The sequence below is a fragment of the Hymenobacter setariae genome (genome assembly GCF_007713685.1).
In the GTDB taxonomy this organism is placed as follows: domain Bacteria; phylum Bacteroidota; class Bacteroidia; order Cytophagales; family Hymenobacteraceae; genus Hymenobacter; species Hymenobacter setariae.
Genome location: NZ_VMRJ01000002.1, coordinates 703260 through 725852 on the forward strand (window position 1 = coordinate 703260; position 22593 = coordinate 725852).

Genomic DNA, 22593 nt, shown 5'->3' on the forward strand with positions numbered 1-22593 from the left:
TATGCCAATGATGCTTCAGGCCCCGCGGGCAAAATAGTTTTAAGCCACTGCCTATCAGAAACGTTTGCGAAGACGATACCGATAGTTTTTATTAGGAATTTTGCGTATGGCTCAGCTTTTTAGCTACGCCAGGGCCTGTGGGCTGCCTGTACATTTGAGTCGTTTGCAACGCCTGCTAAGCCGGCCTTAGCGCAGCACAGCGCGGTTGGCAGCAGCTCTCAGTGCCCCTAGGGCTTGGCGGCGGCTCTCAGTAAGGCTATCTGTATCTATTCCCACCCCCACATGAAATTACCCAAACTCCTCCTGGGCTTGCTGGTATTCGCAGCTACCAGCGCCCAGCGCCCGGCTGCCAGTCCCGCGGCCACCTACCCTTTTCAAAACCCAGACTTGTCCATTGACCAGCGCGTAGACGACCTAGTGGGCCGCCTTACGCTGCCCGAAAAGGTGTCGCAAATGCTGAACGCCTCGCCGGCCATCGACCGCCTAGGCATCCCGGCCTACAACTGGTGGAACGAGGCGCTGCACGGCGTGGCGCGCACCAGCATGAAAACCACGGTATTTCCGCAGGCCATCGGGCTGGCGGCGACTTTCGATAAGGACGCCATGCTTCAGATGGCGACTATCACCTCAGACGAGGCCCGGGCGGTGCACCAGGAGTACGTGCGGCGCGGCGAGCGCGGTATTTACCAAGGGCTTACGTTCTGGACGCCTAACATCAACATCTTCCGTGACCCTAGGTGGGGCCGGGGGCAGGAAACCTACGGCGAAGACCCTTACCTGACTGGGCAATTGGGCTCAGCTTTAGTAAAAGGCTTTCAAGGCGACGACCCAAAGTATTTGAAAATAACCGCTTGCGCCAAGCACTTCGCCGTGCACAGCGGCCCCGAGCAGCTGCGCCACGAGTTCAACGCCAAAATCAGCGACTACGACTTGTGGGATACGTACCTGCCCGCTTTTCGCGACCTCATTGTAGATGCCAAGGTGGCCGGCGTGATGTGCGCCTACAACGCCTACGCCAGCCAGCCCTGCTGCGGTAGCGACATCTTGATGACTAACATCTTGTATAACAAGTGGAAATTCAAGGGCTACGTTACCTCGGACTGCGACGGGCTCAACGATTTCTGGCAACACCACAAAACGGACCCCGACGCCGCCACAGCGGCGGCCAATGCCGTGCTGCACGGCACCGACATCGAGTGCGCCACGGGCAAGCTCTTTACTTATAACTCGCTGCTGGAGTCGGTGCAGAAAAAGCTCATCACGGAGCAGCAACTCGATGTGTCGGTGAAGCGGCTCTACAAAATCCGGTTTCAGCTGGGCATGTTCGACCCGGTAGAGCGCGTAAAGTACGCCCAGATTCCGCTGAGCGTAGTGGAGAGCGCCCCGCACCAAGCCCACGCCCTGAAGATGGCCCGCGAGTCGGTGGTACTGCTCAAGAACGAGAAGAACACGCTGCCGCTGCGCAAGGACCTGAAGAAAATCGTGGTCCTAGGCCCCAACGCCAACAACGAAGCCGTGCAGCTCGGCAACTACAATGGCTTTCCTACCGACATCGTGACGCCGCTCGAAGGCATCCGGGCCAAGGTGGGCAAGGACACCGAAGTGACCTACGTGCAAGGCGTAGACTACGCTAGCAACACCGTGTATGAGCCGCTGGATGTCAACAAGCGCTTGGCTTTCAACGGCCAGCCGGGCTTTCAGGCGGAGTACTTCAAAGGCACCAACCTAGAGGGCGCCCCCGTAGCCACGCGCCAGGAGGCCGGGCTAGACCGCTACCTGGCCAATGTGAAAATGGAAGTGGCCCCCGGCCTGCCCGCCGAAAACTTCTCGGCGCGCTACCGCGCCACCTTTACCCCCGAGAAAACCGAGGAACTGGCCCTGCAAATCACCGGCGATGATGGCTACCGCCTATTCGTGGATGACAAGCTGGTGCTCGACAACTGGGCTGGCCGCGGCGTTTCGACTAAGCAATACGTGCTACCCGTAACGGCCGGCAAGCCCCTAGGTCTGCGCCTGGAGTATTTGCAAACCGACCGCCGCACCATTCTAAAATTTACGGGCGCGAAGGTGGTGCCCATGACCGCCGCTAACATTCTAGCCCAGGTAAAAGACGCTGACGCACTGGTGTTCGTGGGCGGCATCTCGCCCCGGCTCGAAGGCGAAGAAATGAAGGTGGATGTGCCTGGCTTCAGCGGCGGCGACCGCACCAGCATCGGCCTGCCCCAGGTGCAAACCGACCTGCTGAAAATATTGCACAGCACTGGCAAGCCCGTAGTGCTGGCCCTAATGACGGGCAGCGCCATCGCCACACCTTGGGAGGCCGCCAACCTGCCGGCCATCCTCAATACTTGGTATGGGGGGCAGGCCGCCGGCACCGCCCTAGCCGACGTGCTATTTGGCGACTACAACCCCGCTGGCCGCCTCCCAGTGACGTTTTATAAGTCAGAAACGCAGCTGCCGGCTTTCGACAACTATAGCATGGAAGGCCGCACCTACCGCTATTTCACTGGCGAGCCGCTCTTCCCCTTCGGCCACGGCCTAAGCTATACTACTTTTAAATACAGTAATTTGAAGGTGTTGTCGAAGCCCACTACCGGCCAGCCCATCCGCGTGAGCGTGGAGGTGCAGAACACCGGCCAGCGTGCCGGCGATGAGGTGGTGCAACTCTACGTGCGGCACCCCGGCGCTACCGGCCGCGTGGCGCGGCACGCGCTCGAAGGCTTCCGCCGCATCAACCTAGGGCCAGGCGCCAAGCAAACGGTGCAGTTTACGCTCACGCCGCGCCAGCTTGCGCGCCTCACGGCCCAGGCCCAGCGCGTAGAGCTGGCCGAAAAGGTGCAGGTCTTCGTGGGTGGCGGGCAGCCGCTGGCCGCCTCGGTATCGGCCGGCCGGGTGTTGAAGACCGATGTGAGCCTAACCGGCGCGAAGGTGGTCATTGACTGATAGGCAACGAAAAACGTACTTATTAGCTGGCTTCATTGCGCTTTTTGCGATAGACCTCTCTAGAAATCTTTAGTCCCTCCCAGCCTCATGCTACGCGTGGCATAAGGCTGGGAGGGACTTTTTTATGGTAGTTGAAGCAGCTTTAGTGCCTTGCTGAAAGCAGCTTACTAGGTGAGTGTATTTTAAATTAATGTTTTTGAATATTATAAAAATTATTTGTTTAAATTTAAATAAAAATGCCTGCTACTTACCTCCCTATCAAGGCCCCGGGCCTGCTAGCTGCCCAGGCGCAGCCGTGGGTGCGGCAGGCGCTGGGGCAGGCCTTGCTACTGCTGCTAGGGGTGTTTGTGGCGGCACTGGGGCTAAAGGGCTTTCTGCTGCCCAACGGATTCATTGATGGCGGAGTAACGGGCATTGCGCTGATAATAAGCCAGCTCACGGGGATATCACTATCGGCATTAATCCTGCTGATAAACATTCCCTTTATCGGGCTGGGCTACACGCAGTTCGGGTACAAGTTTGCGGGCAGAACGCTGCTGACCATTCTAGCCTTGGCAGGGGCGCTGCTGGTAGTGTCGCTGCCGCCGCTCACGCACGACAAGCTGTTAATAGCCGTGTTTGGGGGCTTTTGCCTAGGGGCAGGGGTAGGGCTAGCCATGCGCGGCGGGGGCGTGCTCGATGGCACCGAAATCTTGGCGGTGTACTTGAGCCGGCTGCTACCCGCCTCTGTCGGTGATATCGTGCTGCTTATAAACGTGGTAATTTTTGGCGTGGCCGCGTGGCTACTGTCAGTGGAAACGGCGCTGTACTCGGTGCTGACGTACTTGGCGGCGGCCAAAACGGTGGACTTTATCCTTGTCGGCATCGAAGAGTACACCGGTGTCACGATACTCTCGTTTCACAGTGCCGAAATCCGCGATGCGATTGTGAACAAGCTACACCGCGGCACCACGGTCTACGAATGCACGCAGGGCTTCGGCTCGCACGGCCCCCAGCACCTTAAGATGGAAGCCGTTTTCACGATTATCACCCGCCTCGAAGTAGTGGGCCTCACCGACGAGATTCGGCGAATCGACCCGCAGGCGTTTGTTTTCACCCAAAGTATCAGCGATATAAAAGGCGGACTCATTAAAAAGCGCGCGCTGCACTAGCTGCTTGCGGTGGGTAGGCGCGCTAGCTTAACTGGTTGCCGATTGGCAGGTGTTTATCTACCTAGCTCCGTATGAAAAAGTGGCGCTACGTGTTCGGTGCATTTCACTACCTGCGCACGCTGTGGCGGCGGGCGTGGGGGCGGCCTGCGCACGTGCCTCCACCCAGCGCAGTACCTACTGCACCGCCTAGCGCATGGCTAACACAATTGCTGGCTGGGCCGGGGCGCTCGGCTCGCGCTGGGTGGCCGGCCGCAGCCGATGCCCTAGTGCAGCATGATAATGCCTGCCTGCCACTAGTGCAGGCTGCCCTGGCTGAGGCAACCGACGAGCCAGCATTACAGCGGCTGGCGCAAGTGTGCGCCCGCTTGGCTAGCCCCGCTGCTCGGCAGCTACTGGTAGCGCTAGCGCAGGGCCCCGACCTGCCGCGCCGCGCGGTGGCGCTGCGTGCCCTAGGTAGCCTGCCCGCCCTGCCTGACCAAGCACACCTGTTTCACCAACTAGCGGAGGAAGAGCTGCGCTTGGCCCAACACTTACTGCACGGCATGCAAGCCGCCAAGGCCGACCTGCGGGCCGCCCTAGGCTACGAAGTGCGCCTAGGGCGGCAGCGCTTGCTGGCCACACTGCTGCAAGTGTATGCGCAGCCACCGCTACTGCTGGCTCAGCGGCGGCTGACGCACCTAGCCAGCGAGCGGCAGGCCGAAGCCCTCGACGCGCTGGCCGCCTTGCTGCCCCAGCCGCTATACCGGGGCGTGCAAGCGCTGCTGGACGAAGGGCAACTGGCCAGCAAAACCCAGGTGCTCGACGACTTGCTGGGGCCGCTGGCCACGGCCGAGCCCGTAGAGGCGCTGGTAGTGCGCCGGGGCGCGGCCGCTTTTTCGGCTTGGACTATTAGCGTGGCGCTGCGGCGGTGGCATCCGCAGCCGGCCACGGTGGCGCAGCTAGTGCCGCACTTGCACGCCACCAGCGCCTTGGTGCGCGAGAGTGCGCGCGCTGTATTGCAGCAGTTGCCTGTGCAGCGGCCCGCCGCCTACGACACCCTCCGCGCCCAGTATCCCACCACCGATTTTGCTGCCATGGCTGTTCCAGATTCCTCTTCGCTAACTGGTATTTCGGCGCGGGCCCGCGTGCAGATGCTGAAAGGCACTACCCTCTTTGCCAGTACGCCCGAGAATGTGCTTGCGGCCATTGTGCCCATCATGCAAGAAGTAGCCTATGCGGCCGGGCAGCAGATTTTTGCGAAAGGCACCCTAGGTACTTCTTTATTTATTGTAAGCCAGGGTGAGGTAGGCATCTATGACGGCAATCGGCACTTGGCAACATTCGGAGCCGGCGACTTCTTTGGCGAATTGGCGCTGCTTGATGCAGAGCCGCGCTCGGCCACGGCCGTGGCTCACGGCAGCGTGGTGGCTTTTCGGCTCGACCAAGATGATTTTTACGACGTGATGGAAGAGCGCTACGAGGTGCTGCGTAGCATTCTGCGCGTGCTCTGCCAGCGCCTGCGGCGGCAAAACGAGCAAACTCAGGTGGCAGCCTAGCACTTAGGTAGGCCGTAGCCCTGCTGCGCACTCATTAACCTAGGGCTGGTGGCTGCGTAGGGCTGATACTTCCTTTCTAAAGCGAATACTATGAAAACGCTCGTTCTTTTGGCTGCTTGCTTGGGCACCGCAGCACTAAGCCATGCCCAAACTACCCCCACCGCACCAGCCGCGGGCACTACACCTGCTGTTTCGGGCACCAAAAACGTGGGCAGCGACCGCGCCGATGCGCCGAAGGCGCCTGGCATGAGCACCCCTGGCCCTACGCCTTCGGCTCCGGCCCGCCCCCGCCGGGCAGCTAGCCGCCGGGGCCCCGCCACGCCGCCCAAGGCCCCCGCCGCGCCGGCTACAGCCCAGTAGCGCACTGTTGGTGCGCTGGCATAGCTTGCTAGGCAAGGTGTTTGCTACCTTAGCCATTGTACCCCTTAGCTTGGGCGCCGAATGAATGCTAGCTCTACTACCTTATTAGAAAATGCTGCGCCTGTGGCAGCGCCTGCTGCCACAGCCTTGCAGACCGATGCAGCACCGCTCGCGCAGCCGAGTGCCGTGGCCTTGCGCCGCCAGCGCTTAGGTGGGGCCGTGGCCGCCACCGCCACCAAGCTGCTGCCACTAGTGGCGCTGCTCGATGCCATTCAGCCGCAAGTGACTAACGAGTCGATATTTCGAACCAAGCGCAAGAAGATTCGGGCGCATTTCGATGTAGTGTATGCTGAGCTACAGGCCGAGCGGCCCCGGCACAAAGCACTGGCCCACACATTCCAGGCTCTAACCGACCTAGTGCGTGAGGAAACCCGCGACATTAGCAAGGATGAGCTGAAGCAAGCAGCCAAGGAAGTAGCCTTGGCTACGCTCAAAAACGCGCCTGCCCTCCTCAACGCGGCGCACCAGGCCCGGCTGCTGGCGTAGCGGCTTGCTAGCCCATTGCTGCGCTTGCGCATGGTCGAAGCGTAAACCCTAGGTGGGCTGCATCCGCTAGCGGATGCCGTATAGAACCCATGCTCGACCAACGCGACATTTTAGACGCAATGCAAGTAGCGGTGCCCCGCATGGCTAACCGCATTGCCTCCTTCACTAATAAGGCAGCCGCTTATTACTGCGCTGCCACTCACGCGGCTACCCATCCTGAGTATGCATGGTTTGAGGGGCTAAATGTGGCCAAAAACCGCGTGTTTGGCGGCTATGACCTGTACTTGGGCAACCAGCTGTTGGATAACCAGCTGGCCGCCGCTACGGTATATCCGCATAAGCTGGTGCGCCAGCACGGCCCCGCGCTGTGCGAAGAGCTGTGGCTGTTTGATGACCGCAACCTGCTTGAAATAGACCTAGACGGTGCCACCCAGCCCATCGGCTTGCAGCTGAAGGGTGTGCGCCTGCTGCGGCAGCAAGAGGATATTGCTTTTTTCGCGGCGCGCGAAGGAGAGTTTATGCTAGCAGTGGCCCCTAGGCAGCCGGTGGCCCTGCGCCGGCAGGGCGAACGGATTATTGCGACGAGTACCGGCTTTTTCATTGCCTGTGGCAAGGACGAGGCCGAAGCTACCGCGCTGCTGCATGAAGGCCAGCAGCACAGTGCTGCTCTAAAGTTGACCCGCCAGCAGCGCCTGCGCGAGTATTTGCAAACCAATGCCTACCTAGCCGCGAGCGACGAGCCGCTGACCCTAGCCCTGCGCTGGCTAGCCATCACCACCGACCAACTCGTGACCCGGCAGCAGGGCGATGGCATCTATGCGGGCCTGCCGTGGTTTAACGAGTACTGGGGGCGCGACGAGTTTATTGCCTTTTCCGGCGCAGTGCTCGTAACCGGGCAGTTTGCCACGGCGCGGCGCATGCTGGAGTCGTTCTCTAAGTTTCAGCAAACCGACCCCACCTCGAAGTACTACGGGCGGATGCCCAACATTGTCAACCCCAGCGGCATCGACTACCACACCACCGATGGCACGCCGCGCTTCGTGCTAGCCCTGCGCGACTACGTGCAGTACTCGGGCGATGGAGAGCTGGTGCAGCAGCTGTACCCGGTGGTGCAGGCCAGCATTGAGGGGGCGCTCCAAAATTGGGGTGACGACAAAGGCTACCTGCTGCACGAGGACAACGAAACCTGGATGGATGCCCGCGATGCCAACCACGTGGCCTATACCCCCAGGGGCAGCCGCGCCAACGACATTCAGGCGCTGTGGTACCAGCAACTGCAAGCCGGCGCCTACTTCGCTGCCTACGTGCACGATGCCGCCAGCCAAGCCAAGTGGACGCAGCTGGCCGAGCAGGTTCGGCACCACTTTGGGCAAGACTACCGCCAGCCCACCCACGACTACCTAGCCGACCGCCTTACCCAGCAAGGAAATCCTGATTTCACGCTGCGCCCCAACCAGCTGTTTGCACTCGACTTAGTAGCCGACCCCGCCTTTACGCGGCAAGTGCTGCGCCGCACCTGGCAAGAGTTGGTGTACCCCTGGGGCGTGGCTACGCTTGCCCAGCACGACCCGCAGTTTCATCCTTACCACCGTGCGCCCGAGCTGTATCACAAGGACGCGTCCTACCACCGCGGCACTATTTGGCCGTGGCTCAATGGCATAGCGATGCAGCGCATGCTAGAGGCCGGCCAGGTCGAAACGGCCTACCAGCTCTTTGCCAATGCCAACCACCAAGCGCTGACCCTAGGTGTAGTGGGCGGCCTCAGTGAAAACCTTGACGCCTACCCACACCCCGGCCAGACCTGGCCCCAGCTTACGGGCGCCTACCTTCAGGCCTGGTCTAATGCCGAGCAGCTGCGCGTGTGGTACCAATACTTTCTGGGTATCCGGCCCGATATGCCCAATCAGCAGCTGACTCTGGCGCCGCGTCTGCCGGCCGCTATTCGACAGCTCGACTATCGCTTTGCTCTAGGTGCCAGCTCGGTGCTGGCGCAGTACCTAAGGGGCACGCCGCACGTGCACAGCTATACTTTTCAAGGCATCGCAACCCAGGTGCTAGTCGATATTTTTCCATTCGACCCCATTACGGTAGCCGTACAGCCCGGCAACCTGCTGAAGCTAACGGCGACGGCGCAGCAGTTGACAGTAGAAGTATTCGCGGAGTCGCGGCTGCTAAGTATAGCTAGCGCCACCCCCTCGCCTGCTAGGCTAGCCCGCCAGGCACAAGACGACGAGGCGCTGGCGGGCGTGGCTTTTGCCCAGCCGCTGCCACTTAGCAGCCATACAATTATGAATGCTGCTAACTAGTTAAGCTTATTGCTTGAATACGAAGTGTAAAAGGCCACTGCGATGTATGCTTGTCGAAGCATAGCATCGCAGTGGCCTTTTACAAGCCTAGAGTTACCCTAGAGCTAAAACAAGTCGTTCTTAGCCGGCACCACGTAGGGCTGAGGCTTGCCGGTAGTTTTGGGCAAGCCGAAGAAAAAGTATAGGGTGCGCTTGGTAGAGCCGCCCAAGTGGTTGGCTTCGCTGAGGGGACCTAGGTTCTTGGTATTGTTGTCGAGGTTGAGGGCGAGCTTGGTGCCGATGGGCGGAATGACATCTAGAAACGAGAAGTTGCCGGGTGGCAGTGCGGGCGCAGGTACTGGGCCCGACAAGCCGTAGAAGTCAAACAGACGCACAAACAAGCCTTTGTCGGGGCTGGCGACCAAGAACTTGCCTTCTACGGTGTTCATCTCTAGCCACACCACGTCGGCGAAATAGCCTTTAAACTCGGGGTAAAGCCAGGGTGCTGCGCCGGTCTGGGTGTTGTTGTAGGGGTTTTCCCACACGTTGGTGGTGGGGCCAGCCATGCGGTTTTTCCACACGCGGTAGGGGCCTTTACCTAGCCACTTGGCGCCGAGCACATAGTTTTCGGGGTAAGTAAACGTGAGGCCCGCGGCGGGGTAGTCGCCGGTGGGCAGGTCGTAGGCGTAGTCGAGGCGTAGCCAGCCATCGGGGCGCAGGGTCCAGCGCACGGTGCTGAGGGCCCCTAGGTAGCGTACTTCTACCACTTCGGCGGCCGCCTCAGTGTGGTGAGTTAGGCTCTGGAAGGTGGCCGCGGCGCCCACCAGCACTGGTCCGTGGGCAAAGCTGAGCTTGTCGCCATTATTGCCCTTCACCTGCCCAATGTAGCCAGTGCGCTTACTAAAGCTAACGCTGATGCCACTGGCTTGCAGCGTCAGCAAGCTGTCGGTTTCGGTGAGGGCGACAGCAGCGGGCAGGGGTTGGGTGGCGCTAGCAGTGGGCTGTGGAGCGACGGCCACGGGAGCGGTGGCGGGTAGTATGTCGTGCAGTAGGTTGGCATTAGGGCCAGTCTTCCAGGTCCACTGGTACACTAAGTTTTTCTGCGGGTCGAAGGCTGAGAGTAGGATGGCATCATAGCTCTGCCAGTCCTTAGGTAGCTTCAGGTCGAGCTGGCCTGTGGCAAGCGGTGCTACGCTGGGGCTGGTAATACGGCTTTTTTTCAGCGAACTGTAACCGGCAAATACCTCGCCCGGCTGGCGGTACTTCACCAGCTCCCACTGAAAAAAGCACTGATTGAGGTTGGTGAAGTGGTAGCGGTTTTCAACTGCCACCCGGCCATTGAACTTGGCCGGCAGCTCTTTCAGCTCGATGCGCACGGGCGAGAAAATCTCTCGAATAGCGAAGAAGCTGCCTTCCTTTTCGCGGTGCGGGCCCAGCACGCCGTCGGGCGCGTTCACGCCGTTCACGTCGATAATGCCGCGCTGGTCGGTGCGAACTATGCCCTCATCAACTAAGGCCCACAGGAAGCCGCCGCCCGAGCGCGGAGCGTGCCAATGCAAATCCCAGAAGTCGGCCAGGGCCGCGCCGCCCCCGCCATCATCCTGCGAGTGCAAAAACTCGGTGGGCATGTAAATGAGCGAGTCGGCGAGTATCTGCTTGGTGCTGTAGTAGTTCTCGTAGTGGTTGCAGTCGATGCCGCTGTGGGCATTGCCCGGCCGGTGGTGCGGGTGGATGACGGGTCGGTTCGAGAGGTCGTACTTGCCAAACTCCGCGTCGAGCTCCTTATTGGTGCCGCCCTCGTTGCCATTGTCCCAGAAAATGATGCTAGGGTGGTTTACATCCTTGCGCACCATTTCGCGCACCAGCGGGCGGCCGGCCTTGGTGCTATACGCCTTTTGCCAGCCCGCCAGCTCGTCGAGTACATACAGCCCTAGCGAGTCGCAGAGGTGCAAAAACTCGGCATCGGGCGGGTAGTGCGACATCCGCACGGCATTCATATTCATCTCCTTGATGAGCTTCACGTCCAGCAGGTGTATCGAGTCGTTGAGCGTGCGGCCGGTTTCGGGCCACCAGCTGTGGCGGTTGGTACCCTTCATCTTTACCTGCGTGCCATTCACGAAAATGCCCTTGCCGCGCCGCACCTCAATGGTGCGAAAGCCAAAGGTTTCGGTGGTTTGGTACAGCGGCTGGCCAGCGGCTTGCAGTGTAAAGCGAGCGCGGTAGAGGCGGGGCGTCTCGGCAGTCCAGGTCAGCGGCTTGGCCACTTGCGTGCGTAGCAGTACTGCCGTATCGGTGGCCGCGGCGCTACCTAGGGCGGTGCCCACCACCCGGCCGCCGGCGTCCAGTATTTCGGCCTTTACCTGCGCAGCTTGAGTAAGGCCGTGCAGGCCCACGCTGGCTGTAAACGAGCCATCGGCGCGGGCATTGATGGCGGTGTGCGGAATGAATTGTTTAGGGGTGGCCTCTAGGTACACAGGCCGAAAAATGCCCCCGAACACCCAGTAGTCGGCTAGCCGCTCGGCGTTGTTCACCGAGGCATCGGCCGACATTTTGCTCACTGTAACCTCAAGCAAATTAGCCTGGCCAAACTTCAACAGTGGGCTGATATCGTATTTAAAGCGATAGAACGCGCCTTGGTGCACCGGCCCGGCCAATTGCCCGTTCACACGCACTTCGGCATCGGTCATGGCCCCTTCAAAAACGATGTAAACGGCTTGATTTTGCCAGGCGGCTGGCACCTGAAAGGAGTGTCGGTACTTGCCTTGCTCGTCGGCAAAGCGAAAGTTTTTGCCGTAGGTCTTGTAGTCGCGGCCGTAGTTATAAGCCCCAAAACCCTGCTGCTCCCAGCAGGAGGGCACCTGAATGGTAGTCCAGTAGCCGCTTTTGCGCCCGCCGGTGCAATAAAAGTCCCAGGTAGCAGTGCGCTTGTTATCGCGGCCCGACAAGTATTGCACCTGTTTTTGAGGCGGGCCGCTAGGCAAATGGGACTGGGCGCTACCAGGAGTAGCTAGCAATAAAAAGCCTACTAGGTAAGCAAATAGTGGCAAGAAGCGAAGCATAAGCGTGCGTGAGCGAGCAAGCGAGGGAGGCAGCAAGCTAAAGCGGGGCCACGAACAATAGTACCCTGTGCTCTCCTGCCCAGCGCCCTTGGGCTAGCCAGGAGCGTTAGCGGCGCCTCCTCTGCGAGCGGCTTGCAAAAAGTCTTGCTAAGCCTGTTGGAATATTGGGTGGGGTGCCGCACCTTTACATATTGTCTAGGTAGCTAAAATGGTCAGCTAGGCCCAACTAGTCTTCTTGTTGCATGTCCGTGCCCAGTTTGGCGGTCATTGCTATGCTCCACACGCTGAAACGATTTTCTCTTACCCCATCCCGAATGCACTCTGCGTTTTGCCTATGCCCTTTTCTACCCTCATTAATATAAATTCTACTTTTTGTCGAGTTGCGCGGTATTTGTTGATTGGTGGGGGAGTGGTGGCGCCGTTGGCTATGCGGGCACAAGAGCGAGCGGCCGTTACGGGGACGGTTGGTAGTGCGGCGGGCGCTGGCTTAGAGCTAGTTACTGTAGCCCTGCACCGGGCCACAGATTCAGTGGTGGTCAAGACCGAGTTTACTAATGCCACTGGTGCCTTTCGGCTAGAAGCTGCGGCGGGTGAGCGCTACCTGGTGTCGGCGCAGAAGGTGGGCTATAAGCGCTACTGGAGCCCTGCCCTGGTGCTACCAGCCACGGGGGCTGTACTGCCGGCTATCAGCCTACTGCCTAGCCAGGCGGTCGCGCTTAAAGAGGTGACTGTGGCTGGCCGCAAGCCGCTATATGAGCAGCTCGCCGACCGCACCGTGGTAAACGTGGCCGACAGCCCGCTGGCAGCTGGGGCAACAACGCTCGACATCCTAGGTCGCGCGCCCAATGTGACTGCCAACGGCACCGATGAATTGGCGCTGCGCGGCCGGCAAGGCCTGCTGGTGGTGCTTGACGGCAAGCGAGTGCCCCTTACCGGCAGCGACCTCGCCGAATACCTGCGGGCGCTACCCGCCGAGCAGGTGCAAAGCGTTGAGCTGATAACCAACCCACCCGCCAGCTATGATGCCCAGGGCGGCGCTGGCGTCATTATTATCAACCTCAAGAAAGACCAACGCCTAGGTGCCAATGCCAGCCTAAATGTCAGCTATGGCCGTGGCCGCTACGGCAAAGCCGTCGCCGGCGGCTCGCTCAACTATCGCCGCAAAAACCTGAACCTCTACGGCACCTACACCTTCAACGACCGCCAGTACTACACGCAATTCACGTTCGGCCGGCATTTTATGGCTACGCCTACGCTACCGGCCACCCGCAGCAACCAAGACACATATCAATATCTTAAGCAGCTGACGAACAGTGCTAAAGTTGGGCTCGACATAAACTTGTCGAAGCGCACGCTGCTAGGTGTGTCGGCGACGGGACTGACTAGCAAAACCACTAGCGAAACTACCAGCGACGCGTTTTTTTACGGCGATGGCGGCGCGCTGGCCGACCGCGTCTACTCCCAAACCGAGCAGGATGTGAGCCGGCCCAATGGGGCGGTGAACCTGAACCTGCGCCACACGTTTGCCGACTCGGCCACGGCGAGCGTTATCAGCGCCGATGCCGACTACGCGCGCTACCGCAACGCGCGCCAGCTCAAGCTAGATACCAACCACAGTTCGCCAGCCCTCGGCCCTACCGAGCTCACCGGCGACCAGCGCAGTACGCTCTCCATTGGCACGGCCAAAATAGACTACAGCCAACCGCTGCCGCACCGCGCCCGCCTCGACCTAGGTGCCAAGGTAACGCAGATAGCATCCGAAAACGGCACCGTGTTCTACAATCGCACGGGCATTACCCCCTCCGATTATAAGTACGTAGTACTGACCGATATCTCGCAGCCCTTCACCTACCACGAAAACGTGAATGCGGCCTATGTGAGCCTACGCAGCAACCTAGCCAAAACCACTTTGCAGGCAGGCCTACGTGGCGAACAAGCCAATATTCGGGCCGACCTAAGTGGGGCTAGCGTGCGCGAGCAGCACTACTTCCAGCTGTTTCCGAGCCTGCTCGTGCAGCACACCCTCAATAAGAATAATGCGCTGTCCCTGAGTGTGGCTCGCCGCATCGACCGCCCCAGCTACTTGCAGCTGAGCCCCTTGCGCGTGTACCTCGATGCTACCTCGTACAGCGCAGGCAACTACAGCCTGCTGCCCCAGACCAGCTACAACTTTGAGGTATCGCACACCTACAAAGGGAAGTTTACCACGGCCCTGGCCTATGCCCGCACCAATCAGCCGTTTGTAATTACGTCGCAGCCCTCGCCCGATGGCGACCGGGTAGTGGTAAACCAGTACGTGAACCTGAGCACGCAGAATTTTTATACCTTAAACCTGATTGCGCCGCTACAGCTAACCAAATCCTGGACTTTGTACGCCAACGTGCTGGCTTATTATAACCAGTACCAAGGCATGCTGAACACGACGGTGCTCGACCGGGGCCGCTTGGCGTGCAACCTGACCGCCAACAACAGCTTTGCGCTGCCCCACGGCTGGACGGCCGAGCTCAACGGCTTCTACGAGTCGCGTGAGGTGGGGGGCTTTCAAGTGCTGCAGCACCGGGGGCAGGTGGGCGCGGCCGTGCAAAAAGTGTTTTGGCACAAGCAGGCCACGTTTCGCCTGAATGCTACCGATATCTTTTACACGACGCCGCTACGCGTAACCTCAACTTACGATGATTTTATGGAGAGCTTCTACCGGCGCCAGGACCTGCGTGTGGTTACGGCGGCCTTCACGTATCGCTTTGGCAACAACAAAGTAACGGCCGCTCGCAAGCGCACTATCGGCGCCGACGACGAGTTGCGCCGTGCTGCCGACAGCCAGTAGAGCAGCTTTCTACTTCAAATCATTCCGGAGGTCCGCTGGTTACTACCGCCTATGGAATTGCTTAGGGTATCGGATATCAGCCTGGTAGAGCGCGAAGCTACCGTGGTGGCGCCCATCAGCTTTGGCCAGCCTGCCCACCACAAGCTAGCCCTGGCTGGCGAAAGTGGAGCTGGCAAAAGCACACTGCTACAGATAATAGCTGGCCTTGTGCAGCCTAGTACCGGCGAAATCCGCATTGCGGGCGAGCGGGTCCGGGGGCCGCACGAGGCGCTGGTGCCGGGCCACCCCGGCGTGGCCTACCTCTCACAGAAGTCTGACTTACCACACTCGCTACGCGTCGAGCAAGTGCTGCGCTACGCCAGCAAGCGTCCTGCTGCCGAGGCCCAGGCGCTGTATGAGCTTTGCCGCATCGACCACCTGCTGGCCCGCCGCACCGACCAGCTCTCGGGCGGCGAGCAGCAGCGTGTGGCCCTGGCTCGGCTGCTGCTGGGCTCGCCTAGGTTGCTGCTGCTCGACGAGCCGTACTCGAATCTTGACCGTGTGCACAAGCGTCAGCTTCAGGCTATTATTGAAGAAGTGGGCACGCGCCTGGGCATTACGTGCCTATTGGTTTCACACGATGCCACCGATGTGTTGCCTTGGGCCGATGAGGTATTGGTGCTGCGCCGCGGCCAGCTAGTGCAGCGCGGCACTCCGCAGCAGCTCTACTACCAGCCCGCCGACGAGTATGTGGCCGCCCTATTTGGCGACTACAACCTAGTGCGCGGGGCCGACCGCTTGGCCCTAGGTTCGGCTGAAGCCAGCTCTGCTGCCGAGGCCACGCTGCTCGTGCGCCCTGAGCAACTGGTGCTGGCAGGCAGCGGCCCCGGTGCGCCTGGTACCGTGCGGGCCGTGCGGTTTATGGGCAGCTATTACGAGGTCGAAATTCAGCTACCCGAAAATATTGTGCGGGCGCGAGCTGCAACGGCAGCCTGCGCGCCAGGCGATGCAGTAGTGATATCGGTAGCAGCAGCCCAATGAGTAGCAGCTAATGACCCCGCAGGCAGTCTGTGCTGAGGTGCAGGTAGGCCCAAACTAAAAAGACTCCGCATTTAGTGCGGAGCCTTTTTTCATCTAAGCCGGCTCAGCGCCGGTCTTGAAATACCTAGGGGGTGGTGGTACCAGTGGTAGTGCCCGTGGTGCTACCAGTAGTAGTGCCGGTGGTGGTACCAGTGGTAGTAGCGCCCGTAGTGGTAGTACCTGCAGTGGTGCCAGCGGTAGAGCCTGCCGTGGTGCCGGTAGTGCTAGTCCCCGTGGTGGTGGTGCTGGCCGTAGTGCCCGTAGTAGAGCCTGAGGTAGTGCCGTCAGTAGTAGTGGTGCCGGTAGTAGTGCCCGACGTGCCTTCGGTGGTAGCGCAAGCGCTCATGAAGGTTAGCGAGGCGCAAAGCGCAGCGCCCATTAGCAATGAAAACTGGTTGCGTTTCATAAGCTGACAAGGGAAAAATGTAAATGAAGTCCCCCTAACGAACACATCATCAGCGAAGTTGCACAAGGCCTGCTTTTTTTTGTCATAAACAAAGTTTTGACGCCGTTCTTCCGCTAACATGAAGCTTGCCTAAAGTGCTTGCAGCCGGTAGCATGAAAAAACCAGTGTTCAGGTTATTCCTGACAGTAAAAAAAACTTGTCAGCAAAGCCTAATTCACGGCCTAAGCCTCGCCCGTGCAGCCCTAGGTGAGAGCACCTAGGGCATTTAGTCACGCTTGTTTTTCAGCATCTGCTTGAGAGCACCTAGCTCATCGCGCAGCTTGGCTGCTTGCAAAAAGTCGAGCTCCTTAGCGGCGGCTTCCATTTGCTTTTCGGTGGTTTTGATGAGCTTTTCCAACTCGGTGCGGTTCATCATGGCCACTACGGGCTCGGCTGCCATAGCTAGGGCTGCGCCACCTTCGGCATAAGCCGTAGCGGGTGCCTGCGCCTCCACAATACGGTAGTCAGCAAGGTCGGTTTGGCCCATAATCTGGGCGTGGCTCTTGCGTACCGTTTTGGGCGTGATGCCATGCGCTTCGTTATAGGCCATTTGGGTGGCGCGGCGGCGATTGGTTTCGTCAATGGCACGCTGCATCGAGCCCGTCATGCGGTCAGCGTACAGGATTACCTTACCATTCTCGTTACGAGCCGCGCGACCCATGGTCTGGATAAGGGAGCGCTGGTCACGCAAGAAACCTTCCTTATCGGCATCCAAAATAGCCACCAGGCTTACTTCGGGTAGGTCAAGGCCTTCGCGCAGCAGGTTCACCCCGATGAGCACATCGACCTCGCCCAGGCGCAGGCGCCGCAAAATCTCAACCCGGTCCAGCGTCTTCACATCCGAGTGAATATACTCGACCTTAATACCTAGGCGCTCCATATACTTGCTCAGCTCCTCGGCCATGCGCTTGGTGAGGGTCGTCACGAGCACGCGGTCACCGGCTTTCACGCGGTTGTCGACCTCGTCGAGTAGGTCGTCAATCTGGTTAATGCTGGGGCGCAGGTCGATTTCTGGGTCGAGCAGGCCCGTGGGGCGAATAATCTGCTCTACTACCACGCCATTGGCCTGGGTCAGCTCGTAGTCGGCGGGGGTGGCGCTCACAAATACAGCCTGCCGATACATGCTCTCAAACTCGTTAAAGGTCAGCGGCCGGTTGTCAAACGCCGACGGCAGGCGGAAGCCATACTCAATAAGCGCCGTCTTGCGTGAGCGGTCACCGCCCCACATAGCCCGGATTTGCGGAATGGTGGCGTGGCTCTCGTCCACGACGAGCAGGTAGTCATCGGGGAAGTAGTCGAGCAAGCAGAACGGCCGCGAACCCGGCTCGCGCCGGTCGAAGTAGCGCGAGTAGTTCTCGATGCCCGAGCAGTAGCCTAGCTCGCGTATCATCTCCAGGTCAAACTCGGTGCGCTCCTGAATGCGCTTGGCTTCCACGTCGCGGCCTTCCTTCTCGAAGTATTTGTGCTGCTGCACCATATCATCCTGGATTTCGTGGATGGCGGTGTTCAGCGTTTCCTTGCCCGTCACGAACAGATTGGCGGGGTAAAGGGTCATGTTTTTCTCGTCGCTCAGCTTGCGGCCACTGGCGGGGTCGATTTTCTGAATGGCCTCTATCTCGTCGCCAAAAAAGAAAATGCGGTACGCGAAGTCGGCATAGGCCGGAAATACGTCTACCGTGTCGCCCTTTACCCGGAAGCTGCCGCGCGTGAACTCGACTTCAGTGCGCGAGTATAGAATCTGCACGAACTGGTAGAGCAGGTTATTGCGCGAGTAGCGGTGGCCAGGCGCCAAGAAAATGACGTTTTTGCTAAACTCCTCGGGGTTGCCGATGCCGTAGATGCACGACACCGAGGCTACCACTACCACGTCGCGCCGCCCGCTGAGCAGGGTGGAGGTGCAGTGTAGCCGCAGTTTCTCAATCTCTTCGTTGATGGCCAAGTCCTTCTCAATGAAGACGTCAGAGCTGGCGATATAGGCCTCGGGCTGATAGTAGTCGTAGTAGCTGATGTAGTACTCGACGGCATTTTGCGGAAAGAACGCCTTAAACTCGCCATAGAGCTGGGCGGCCAGCGTCTTGTTGTGGCACAGCACCAGGGCCGGCTTGCCGGTTTCGGCAATTACGTTAGCCATCGTGAAGGTTTTGCCCGTGCCCGTGGCACCTAGGAGCACCTGAGCCGGCTCACCGCCGTTCACGCCTTTCACAAGCTCGGCAATGGCGCGGGGCTGGTCGCCGGTGGGTTTGAATTCGGAAGTAAGCTGGTACGTGGACATACAGGGAGCGGAAGCGGCCGGGAAAAGGCCAGCTAACTTAACCCTAAATACTAGGCTTGGGTTTCTAGGTAGCCCTAAACTTGCTGGCTCACTTCTAGGCCGGCCGCAGCCGTAGCGTAACTGTGCGGAGCAGCCCCGCATTTTTAGTTGACGGATAAGGGGTTGCGTCTAGCAAGCGCACCCAATAGCTTTGGGCGTGTAAGGTGACGATGGCGGAGTCGAGCACGTAACTTTTTTGATACCCTAGGCGCACAGTTTGTGCTGGGCCATCGCCCACTACCGTTACCGTTGCCGCGAGGGTACCTGCCCACACACAGGTAACATCGCTAGGGCACCGTGAGTCGTTGAGGTCGATAAGGGTGGCCTCGGCGGTGCCAATGCCACCTAGGGCCAGTGTGGTGGGCTGCTTAGGCACAAGGGTAACTAGCTGGCCCATTTGCAAAGTGGTTTTGCTGCAGGCCAGTAGTCCGCAGGCCAGCAGCCCCAAAAAAGCGCGTCTCATAACGCAGAATAAAAGATGGTCGTCGGAAAAAGGAAGTGTTGCGTCCTAGGTCTCAGAATGGCTGGCTAGCGAGTGCACACCCGGGCAGCCGGCCACTGATGTGCCTAGCCATCGGTGCCGAAGCTGGGGCAGATGGCCGAGCGCTAGTAGCGCTTGCCTGCCGCTGGTGCCGGTGTAAGTGCCGGGCAGCCAGCAGCGAAAGCAGCGCCAGCAAGGCCACGAGCAAGCGCAGCTGGAAGGACATAAGTTTGTTTCTGGAGAGCGAGAAGAACGAAAAACCGCGCGGCCCAACTGGGCCGCGTGGCCTACTGCACCGGCACTACGCCGCTGTTAAACTCAAAGCCTGCCTCTAGGCCAAAGCTGTAGGGGCGATTTTGTTGCAAGAAACTTTTATCGGTATCAGAATTGAGCGACTGCACGCCTGCCTCGGCCGTGGGGCCTACGCTCACGCCCCAGCCCTTATTGGCGGGGCGGTAGCGTACGCCTGCTCCGCCGCGCAGCAGCGTAGTGAGGCGGCGGTAGGGAGTGCTCCCCGCAAACGGCGAATAGGAACGGGCAGTTTCGGGGTTGCTGGCTACTTCTGTGCGCACATTGAGCAGCGCACTCACAATGGCTCCTAGGCGCCCGTAAAACGAAACTCCCGTCTTGATAGGAGTATCGTAGCGGAGCTCGACCGGCACGCCCGCCGAGCGGTAGCGGTAGGAAGAAGCTTGCAGCGGGCGGGGCGCCGAGTTTGAGAGATTTGGGTTATATGAACTAGCGGCATCTAGGTGCACACCATCAAAGCCCATAGAGGTAGCCGAGGTGGCGTGCTGCTGCGCGGCCTCCAAGCCCGTGCTAAGCGACCAGTGCCCGCCCAGCCAGCGCGTGGCGCGCAGACTCAAGCGCTGCCCAAGGCCCCCGCGCTGGTTGGCCCGGTACTCGGCCGCGGCCGATTGGCTGCCCACCGAATAGCTAGGAAGGGTTATGGCACTGGCCAGCGGGTACCGCGAGCTGCTAGCGGCAAAATCAACGTTGGGGTTGAAAGCAGTAGCCGCATAAGCCGCCTCGAACCGCCACTGCCGAAGCTTGGTAGCTGGCAGCATCTTGGTTTCTACTGGCGTGAGGGTAGCGGGCAACCCGTCACTAGGACCTAGGGCCAGCTGGGCTAGCCTACTGTCAAGCAAAGTTTCGCCTTGGCGGCTTACGACTGGTGCCGATGCGGTGCTAGCCTCCGTGGCCACAGTTGAGGCCATAGGCATGCCCGCCGCTCTGTCTAGGGCAGCAGTAGCGTTTGGAAACCTGGTAAGTGATGATGTAGCAGTAAACTCAATAGGCTGGCTAGTAGAGGATGAGAAAGGAACTGCTGCTAGCGCATCAGCCGGCCCTGCCCCATGGCGCGAGGCCATGGTAGCACGGTAAGCGTAAGTGGCTAGGGTAGGAGCGGCCGAGTGGCCTAGGGTAGTGGGCTGGGCTGCAGTTGCTAGCAATACTTGCCCACGAGCGCTGCCCGCAGTGGTATAGTCAGCTTGGGTAGCATCTGCGCTCTCTGGTGTAGAGAGGGTGCCCACTTGCTGGGTAGCTGCTTTAGCTGCCTGCGGCGCAGTAGAAGCAACGGCTAGCGTAGTCTGGCTCGAGGTGGTATTCAAGCCCACGGTGGTCCGGGGCAAACGGGCAGCCGTGGCCATCTCTACACGCGCCATGTTGCCCGTGGCACTGACCAGATTGGGCGAAGCCGGCTGCTGGCTATGCCACCAGCCACCGCCAGCTAGCGCTGCTAGCAGCAGGCTAGCTGCCATACCCCAGCGATGCACCAGCAGGCGGCGGCGGTATTTCTCATTCTCGGCTAGCAGCAGGCTATTGTCAATTTGGTCCCACACCAGCGGGCGCGGTGGCACAGCGGCCGCCTCGCTCTCTAGCAAGTGGTGGCGAAATAACTCTTCTAGGCTGCCCTTGGGAGGCGATTGCGAATCCATACTACTAGGTAATTAAGATAGAGGTCGCGCTGGTGGAGACAGACGCGCTAATTTAGTTTGAAGAACAACGCGAGCCCGGGAATACTGCGACTTGCTGGTGCCCTCCGATATATTGAGCAGCTCCCCAATTTCCTTGTGCGTGTAGCCCTCTATGGCATAGAGGTTAAACACTAGCCGGTAGCGGGGGGCCAACTCCTGTACTACGGCCAGCAGCTCGCCGTAGGCATAGTTGCTAAACGTAAATTCTTCGCTGGCGAGCGTTTCGGGGTAGTCGCCATCGCTCACGGCCACCAGCGGGGCGTTGCGGCGGTGCTGGCGCAGGGCGGCGTTTATCATCACGCGCCGTATCCAGAACTCTAGCGGGCACTCGCGCCGAAAGCTACCTAGGGTGCGAAAGACCGTCAAAAAGCCTTCTTGCAGCACATCCTCAGCCTCAAAGGTGGTTTGTGCGTAGCGCAGGCACACGGCCATCATGCGAGCGGCGTACTTGTCGTACAGCTGCTTTTGGGCTAGCTGCCGGCCTTGTAGGCAGCCATCTATCAGCTCTTCCTCAGTGGGCACAGCGTGGGCCACTGGGCGGCTGGCCGTGAGCCCAGTGGGCCGGGCCGGCGGGTCTTGGCCAAACGTAGCGGGCCAGGCGGCACTACTCATGCCTGGGTCCGGGCAAGGCCGGCTGGTAATCCGTGCAACATAGACAACGCGAGGTATGAATACTTTTCTAAGTCGAGAGCCAGCTAGTCTCACCGCTTCACTACCTCAAGAGGCAGAGTGGCCATGTAGCGTTGCACCAGAAATACTAAAAATGGCAACTTAAAATTAAGCCGCAGTACATCAGATAGATAAAGTAAAATAAGTGATTTTCATAAAACGATGTGCGTACATAAAATGTATGTACATCAATTGGTGCTTACTTTTGAGCCTAAAGCAACGCTAGCAGCAGTTAGCCGTTGTATCGTCCCGGTTACTCACTGTTTTTTCAACCCCCTTTTCTTCTTTAGTATGAAGACGCTCGTGTTGTTTTATTCCACCTATGGCCACGTGTGGAAATTGGCTGAAGCCGTTGCTGAAGGTGCTCGCGAAATTGCTGGCAACGAGGTAGTAGTGAAGCGCGTTCCCGAAACGCTACCTAAGGAAGTGCTGGATAAGACTGGTGCTACTGGTGCGCAACAAGCCTTCGCACACGTGCCCGTCGTAACGCCCGACGAACTGAAAGACTACGATGCCATCATCTTTGGTACGCCCACTCGCTACGGCAACCTATGCGGCCAGATGCAGTCGTTCATGGATAGCACGGGCGGCCTGTGGGCTACCGGTGCCCTCGTAGGCAAAGTAGGTGGTGCTTTTGTGAGCACTGCTACCCAGCACGGTGGCCAGGAAGAAACCCTGCGCAACTTCCACACCGAGCTACTGCACCACGGCTTTATCATCGTGGGTCTACCCTACGCTTGGCAGGGCCAAATGGGCCATGATGTAGTAACTGGTGGCACGCCTTACGGCGCCAGCACCGTAGCTGGTGGCCAGGGCGAGCGCCAGCCGAGCGCTAACGAACTCGAAGGTGCGCGCTTCCAAGGCCGCCACACTGCCGAGATTGCCAAAAAGGTTTCGGGCAAGTAATACCTAAGTAGTAAGTAGCAAGTAGAGCTTAGCTAGTAGTAAG

The 22593-nt window shown here is 59.4% G+C and carries 15 protein-coding genes; 9 read left to right on the forward strand and 6 right to left on the reverse strand.

Annotation, left to right across the window (positions count from 1 at the left end; genetic code table 11):
• Positions 1 to 282: 282 nt before the first annotated feature.
• The 6 genes from FNT36_RS09295 (at position 283) to FNT36_RS09320 (ending at position 8841) form a co-directional block, all read left to right on the forward strand.
• Positions 283 to 2943, forward strand: a complete 2661-nt coding sequence (locus tag FNT36_RS09295; protein WP_144846690.1) for a glycoside hydrolase family 3 C-terminal domain-containing protein — start codon at positions 283 to 285, stop codon at positions 2941 to 2943.
• Between the two features lie 236 nt (positions 2944 to 3179).
• Positions 3180 to 4094, forward strand: a complete 915-nt coding sequence (locus FNT36_RS09300) for a YitT family protein (protein WP_144846692.1) — start codon at positions 3180 to 3182, stop codon at positions 4092 to 4094.
• Between the two features lie 71 nt (positions 4095 to 4165).
• Positions 4166 to 5629 carry a cyclic nucleotide-binding domain-containing protein gene (locus tag FNT36_RS09305; protein WP_144846694.1) on the forward strand — a complete coding sequence of 488 codons (1464 nt, stop codon included), beginning with the start codon at positions 4166 to 4168 and terminating at the stop codon, positions 5627 to 5629.
• 90 nt (positions 5630 to 5719) lie between these two features.
• Positions 5720 to 5989 (forward strand): hypothetical protein, encoded by a 270-nt coding sequence (locus tag FNT36_RS09310; RefSeq protein WP_144846696.1) that lies wholly within the window; start codon positions 5720 to 5722, stop codon positions 5987 to 5989.
• 81 nt (positions 5990 to 6070) lie between these two features.
• On the forward strand, positions 6071 to 6535 hold the full coding sequence (locus tag FNT36_RS09315) for a hypothetical protein (protein ID WP_144846698.1): 465 nt from the start codon (positions 6071 to 6073) through the stop codon (positions 6533 to 6535).
• Between the two features lie 89 nt (positions 6536 to 6624).
• On the forward strand, positions 6625 to 8841 hold the full coding sequence (locus tag FNT36_RS09320; protein WP_144846700.1) for an amylo-alpha-1,6-glucosidase: 2217 nt from the start codon (positions 6625 to 6627) through the stop codon (positions 8839 to 8841).
• 104 nt (positions 8842 to 8945) lie between these two features.
• On the opposite strand, the gene FNT36_RS09325 is transcribed toward FNT36_RS09320, so the two are convergent.
• On the reverse strand, positions 8946 to 11879 hold the full coding sequence (locus FNT36_RS09325; RefSeq protein ID WP_144846702.1) for a glycoside hydrolase family 2 TIM barrel-domain containing protein: 2934 nt from the start codon (positions 11877 to 11879) through the stop codon (positions 8946 to 8948).
• 427 nt (positions 11880 to 12306) lie between these two features.
• Between FNT36_RS09325 and FNT36_RS09330 the strand changes: the two genes are divergently transcribed.
• Together FNT36_RS09330 and FNT36_RS09335 are read left to right on the forward strand one after the other, a co-directional pair.
• The gene (locus FNT36_RS09330; RefSeq protein WP_233635807.1) at positions 12307 to 14703 is read left to right on the forward strand and encodes a TonB-dependent receptor; all 2397 of its coding nucleotides are present in this window, start codon (positions 12307 to 12309) and stop codon (positions 14701 to 14703) included.
• 51 nt (positions 14704 to 14754) lie between these two features.
• Positions 14755 to 15723 (forward strand): ABC transporter ATP-binding protein, encoded by a 969-nt coding sequence (locus FNT36_RS09335; RefSeq protein ID WP_144846706.1) that lies wholly within the window; start codon positions 14755 to 14757, stop codon positions 15721 to 15723.
• A 124-nt stretch (positions 15724 to 15847) separates the two neighbouring features.
• Here FNT36_RS09335 and FNT36_RS09340 read toward each other — a convergent pair whose 3' ends face one another.
• From FNT36_RS09340 to FNT36_RS09360, 5 genes are all read right to left on the reverse strand, one after another.
• Positions 15848 to 16168 (reverse strand): hypothetical protein, encoded by a 321-nt coding sequence (locus FNT36_RS09340; protein ID WP_144846708.1) that lies wholly within the window; start codon positions 16166 to 16168, stop codon positions 15848 to 15850.
• Positions 16169 to 16433: 265 nt separating this feature from the next.
• Complete coding sequence (gene uvrB, locus FNT36_RS09345) at positions 16434 to 18479, reverse strand: excinuclease ABC subunit UvrB (RefSeq protein ID WP_144846710.1); 2046 nt, start codon at positions 18477 to 18479, stop codon at positions 16434 to 16436.
• A 94-nt stretch (positions 18480 to 18573) separates the two neighbouring features.
• Positions 18574 to 18981, reverse strand: a complete 408-nt coding sequence (locus FNT36_RS09350; protein ID WP_144846712.1) for a hypothetical protein — start codon at positions 18979 to 18981, stop codon at positions 18574 to 18576.
• Between the two features lie 305 nt (positions 18982 to 19286).
• Positions 19287 to 20936, reverse strand: a complete 1650-nt coding sequence (locus FNT36_RS09355; RefSeq protein ID WP_144846714.1) for a hypothetical protein — start codon at positions 20934 to 20936, stop codon at positions 19287 to 19289.
• Between the two features lie 12 nt (positions 20937 to 20948).
• The gene (locus FNT36_RS09360; protein WP_144846716.1) at positions 20949 to 21587 is read right to left on the reverse strand and encodes an RNA polymerase sigma factor; all 639 of its coding nucleotides are present in this window, start codon (positions 21585 to 21587) and stop codon (positions 20949 to 20951) included.
• 348 nt (positions 21588 to 21935) lie between these two features.
• On the opposite strand from FNT36_RS09360, the gene wrbA reads away from it, so the two are divergent.
• On the forward strand, positions 21936 to 22550 hold the full coding sequence (gene wrbA / locus FNT36_RS09365; protein WP_144846718.1) for an NAD(P)H:quinone oxidoreductase: 615 nt from the start codon (positions 21936 to 21938) through the stop codon (positions 22548 to 22550).
• Positions 22551 to 22593: the final 43 nt, after the last annotated feature.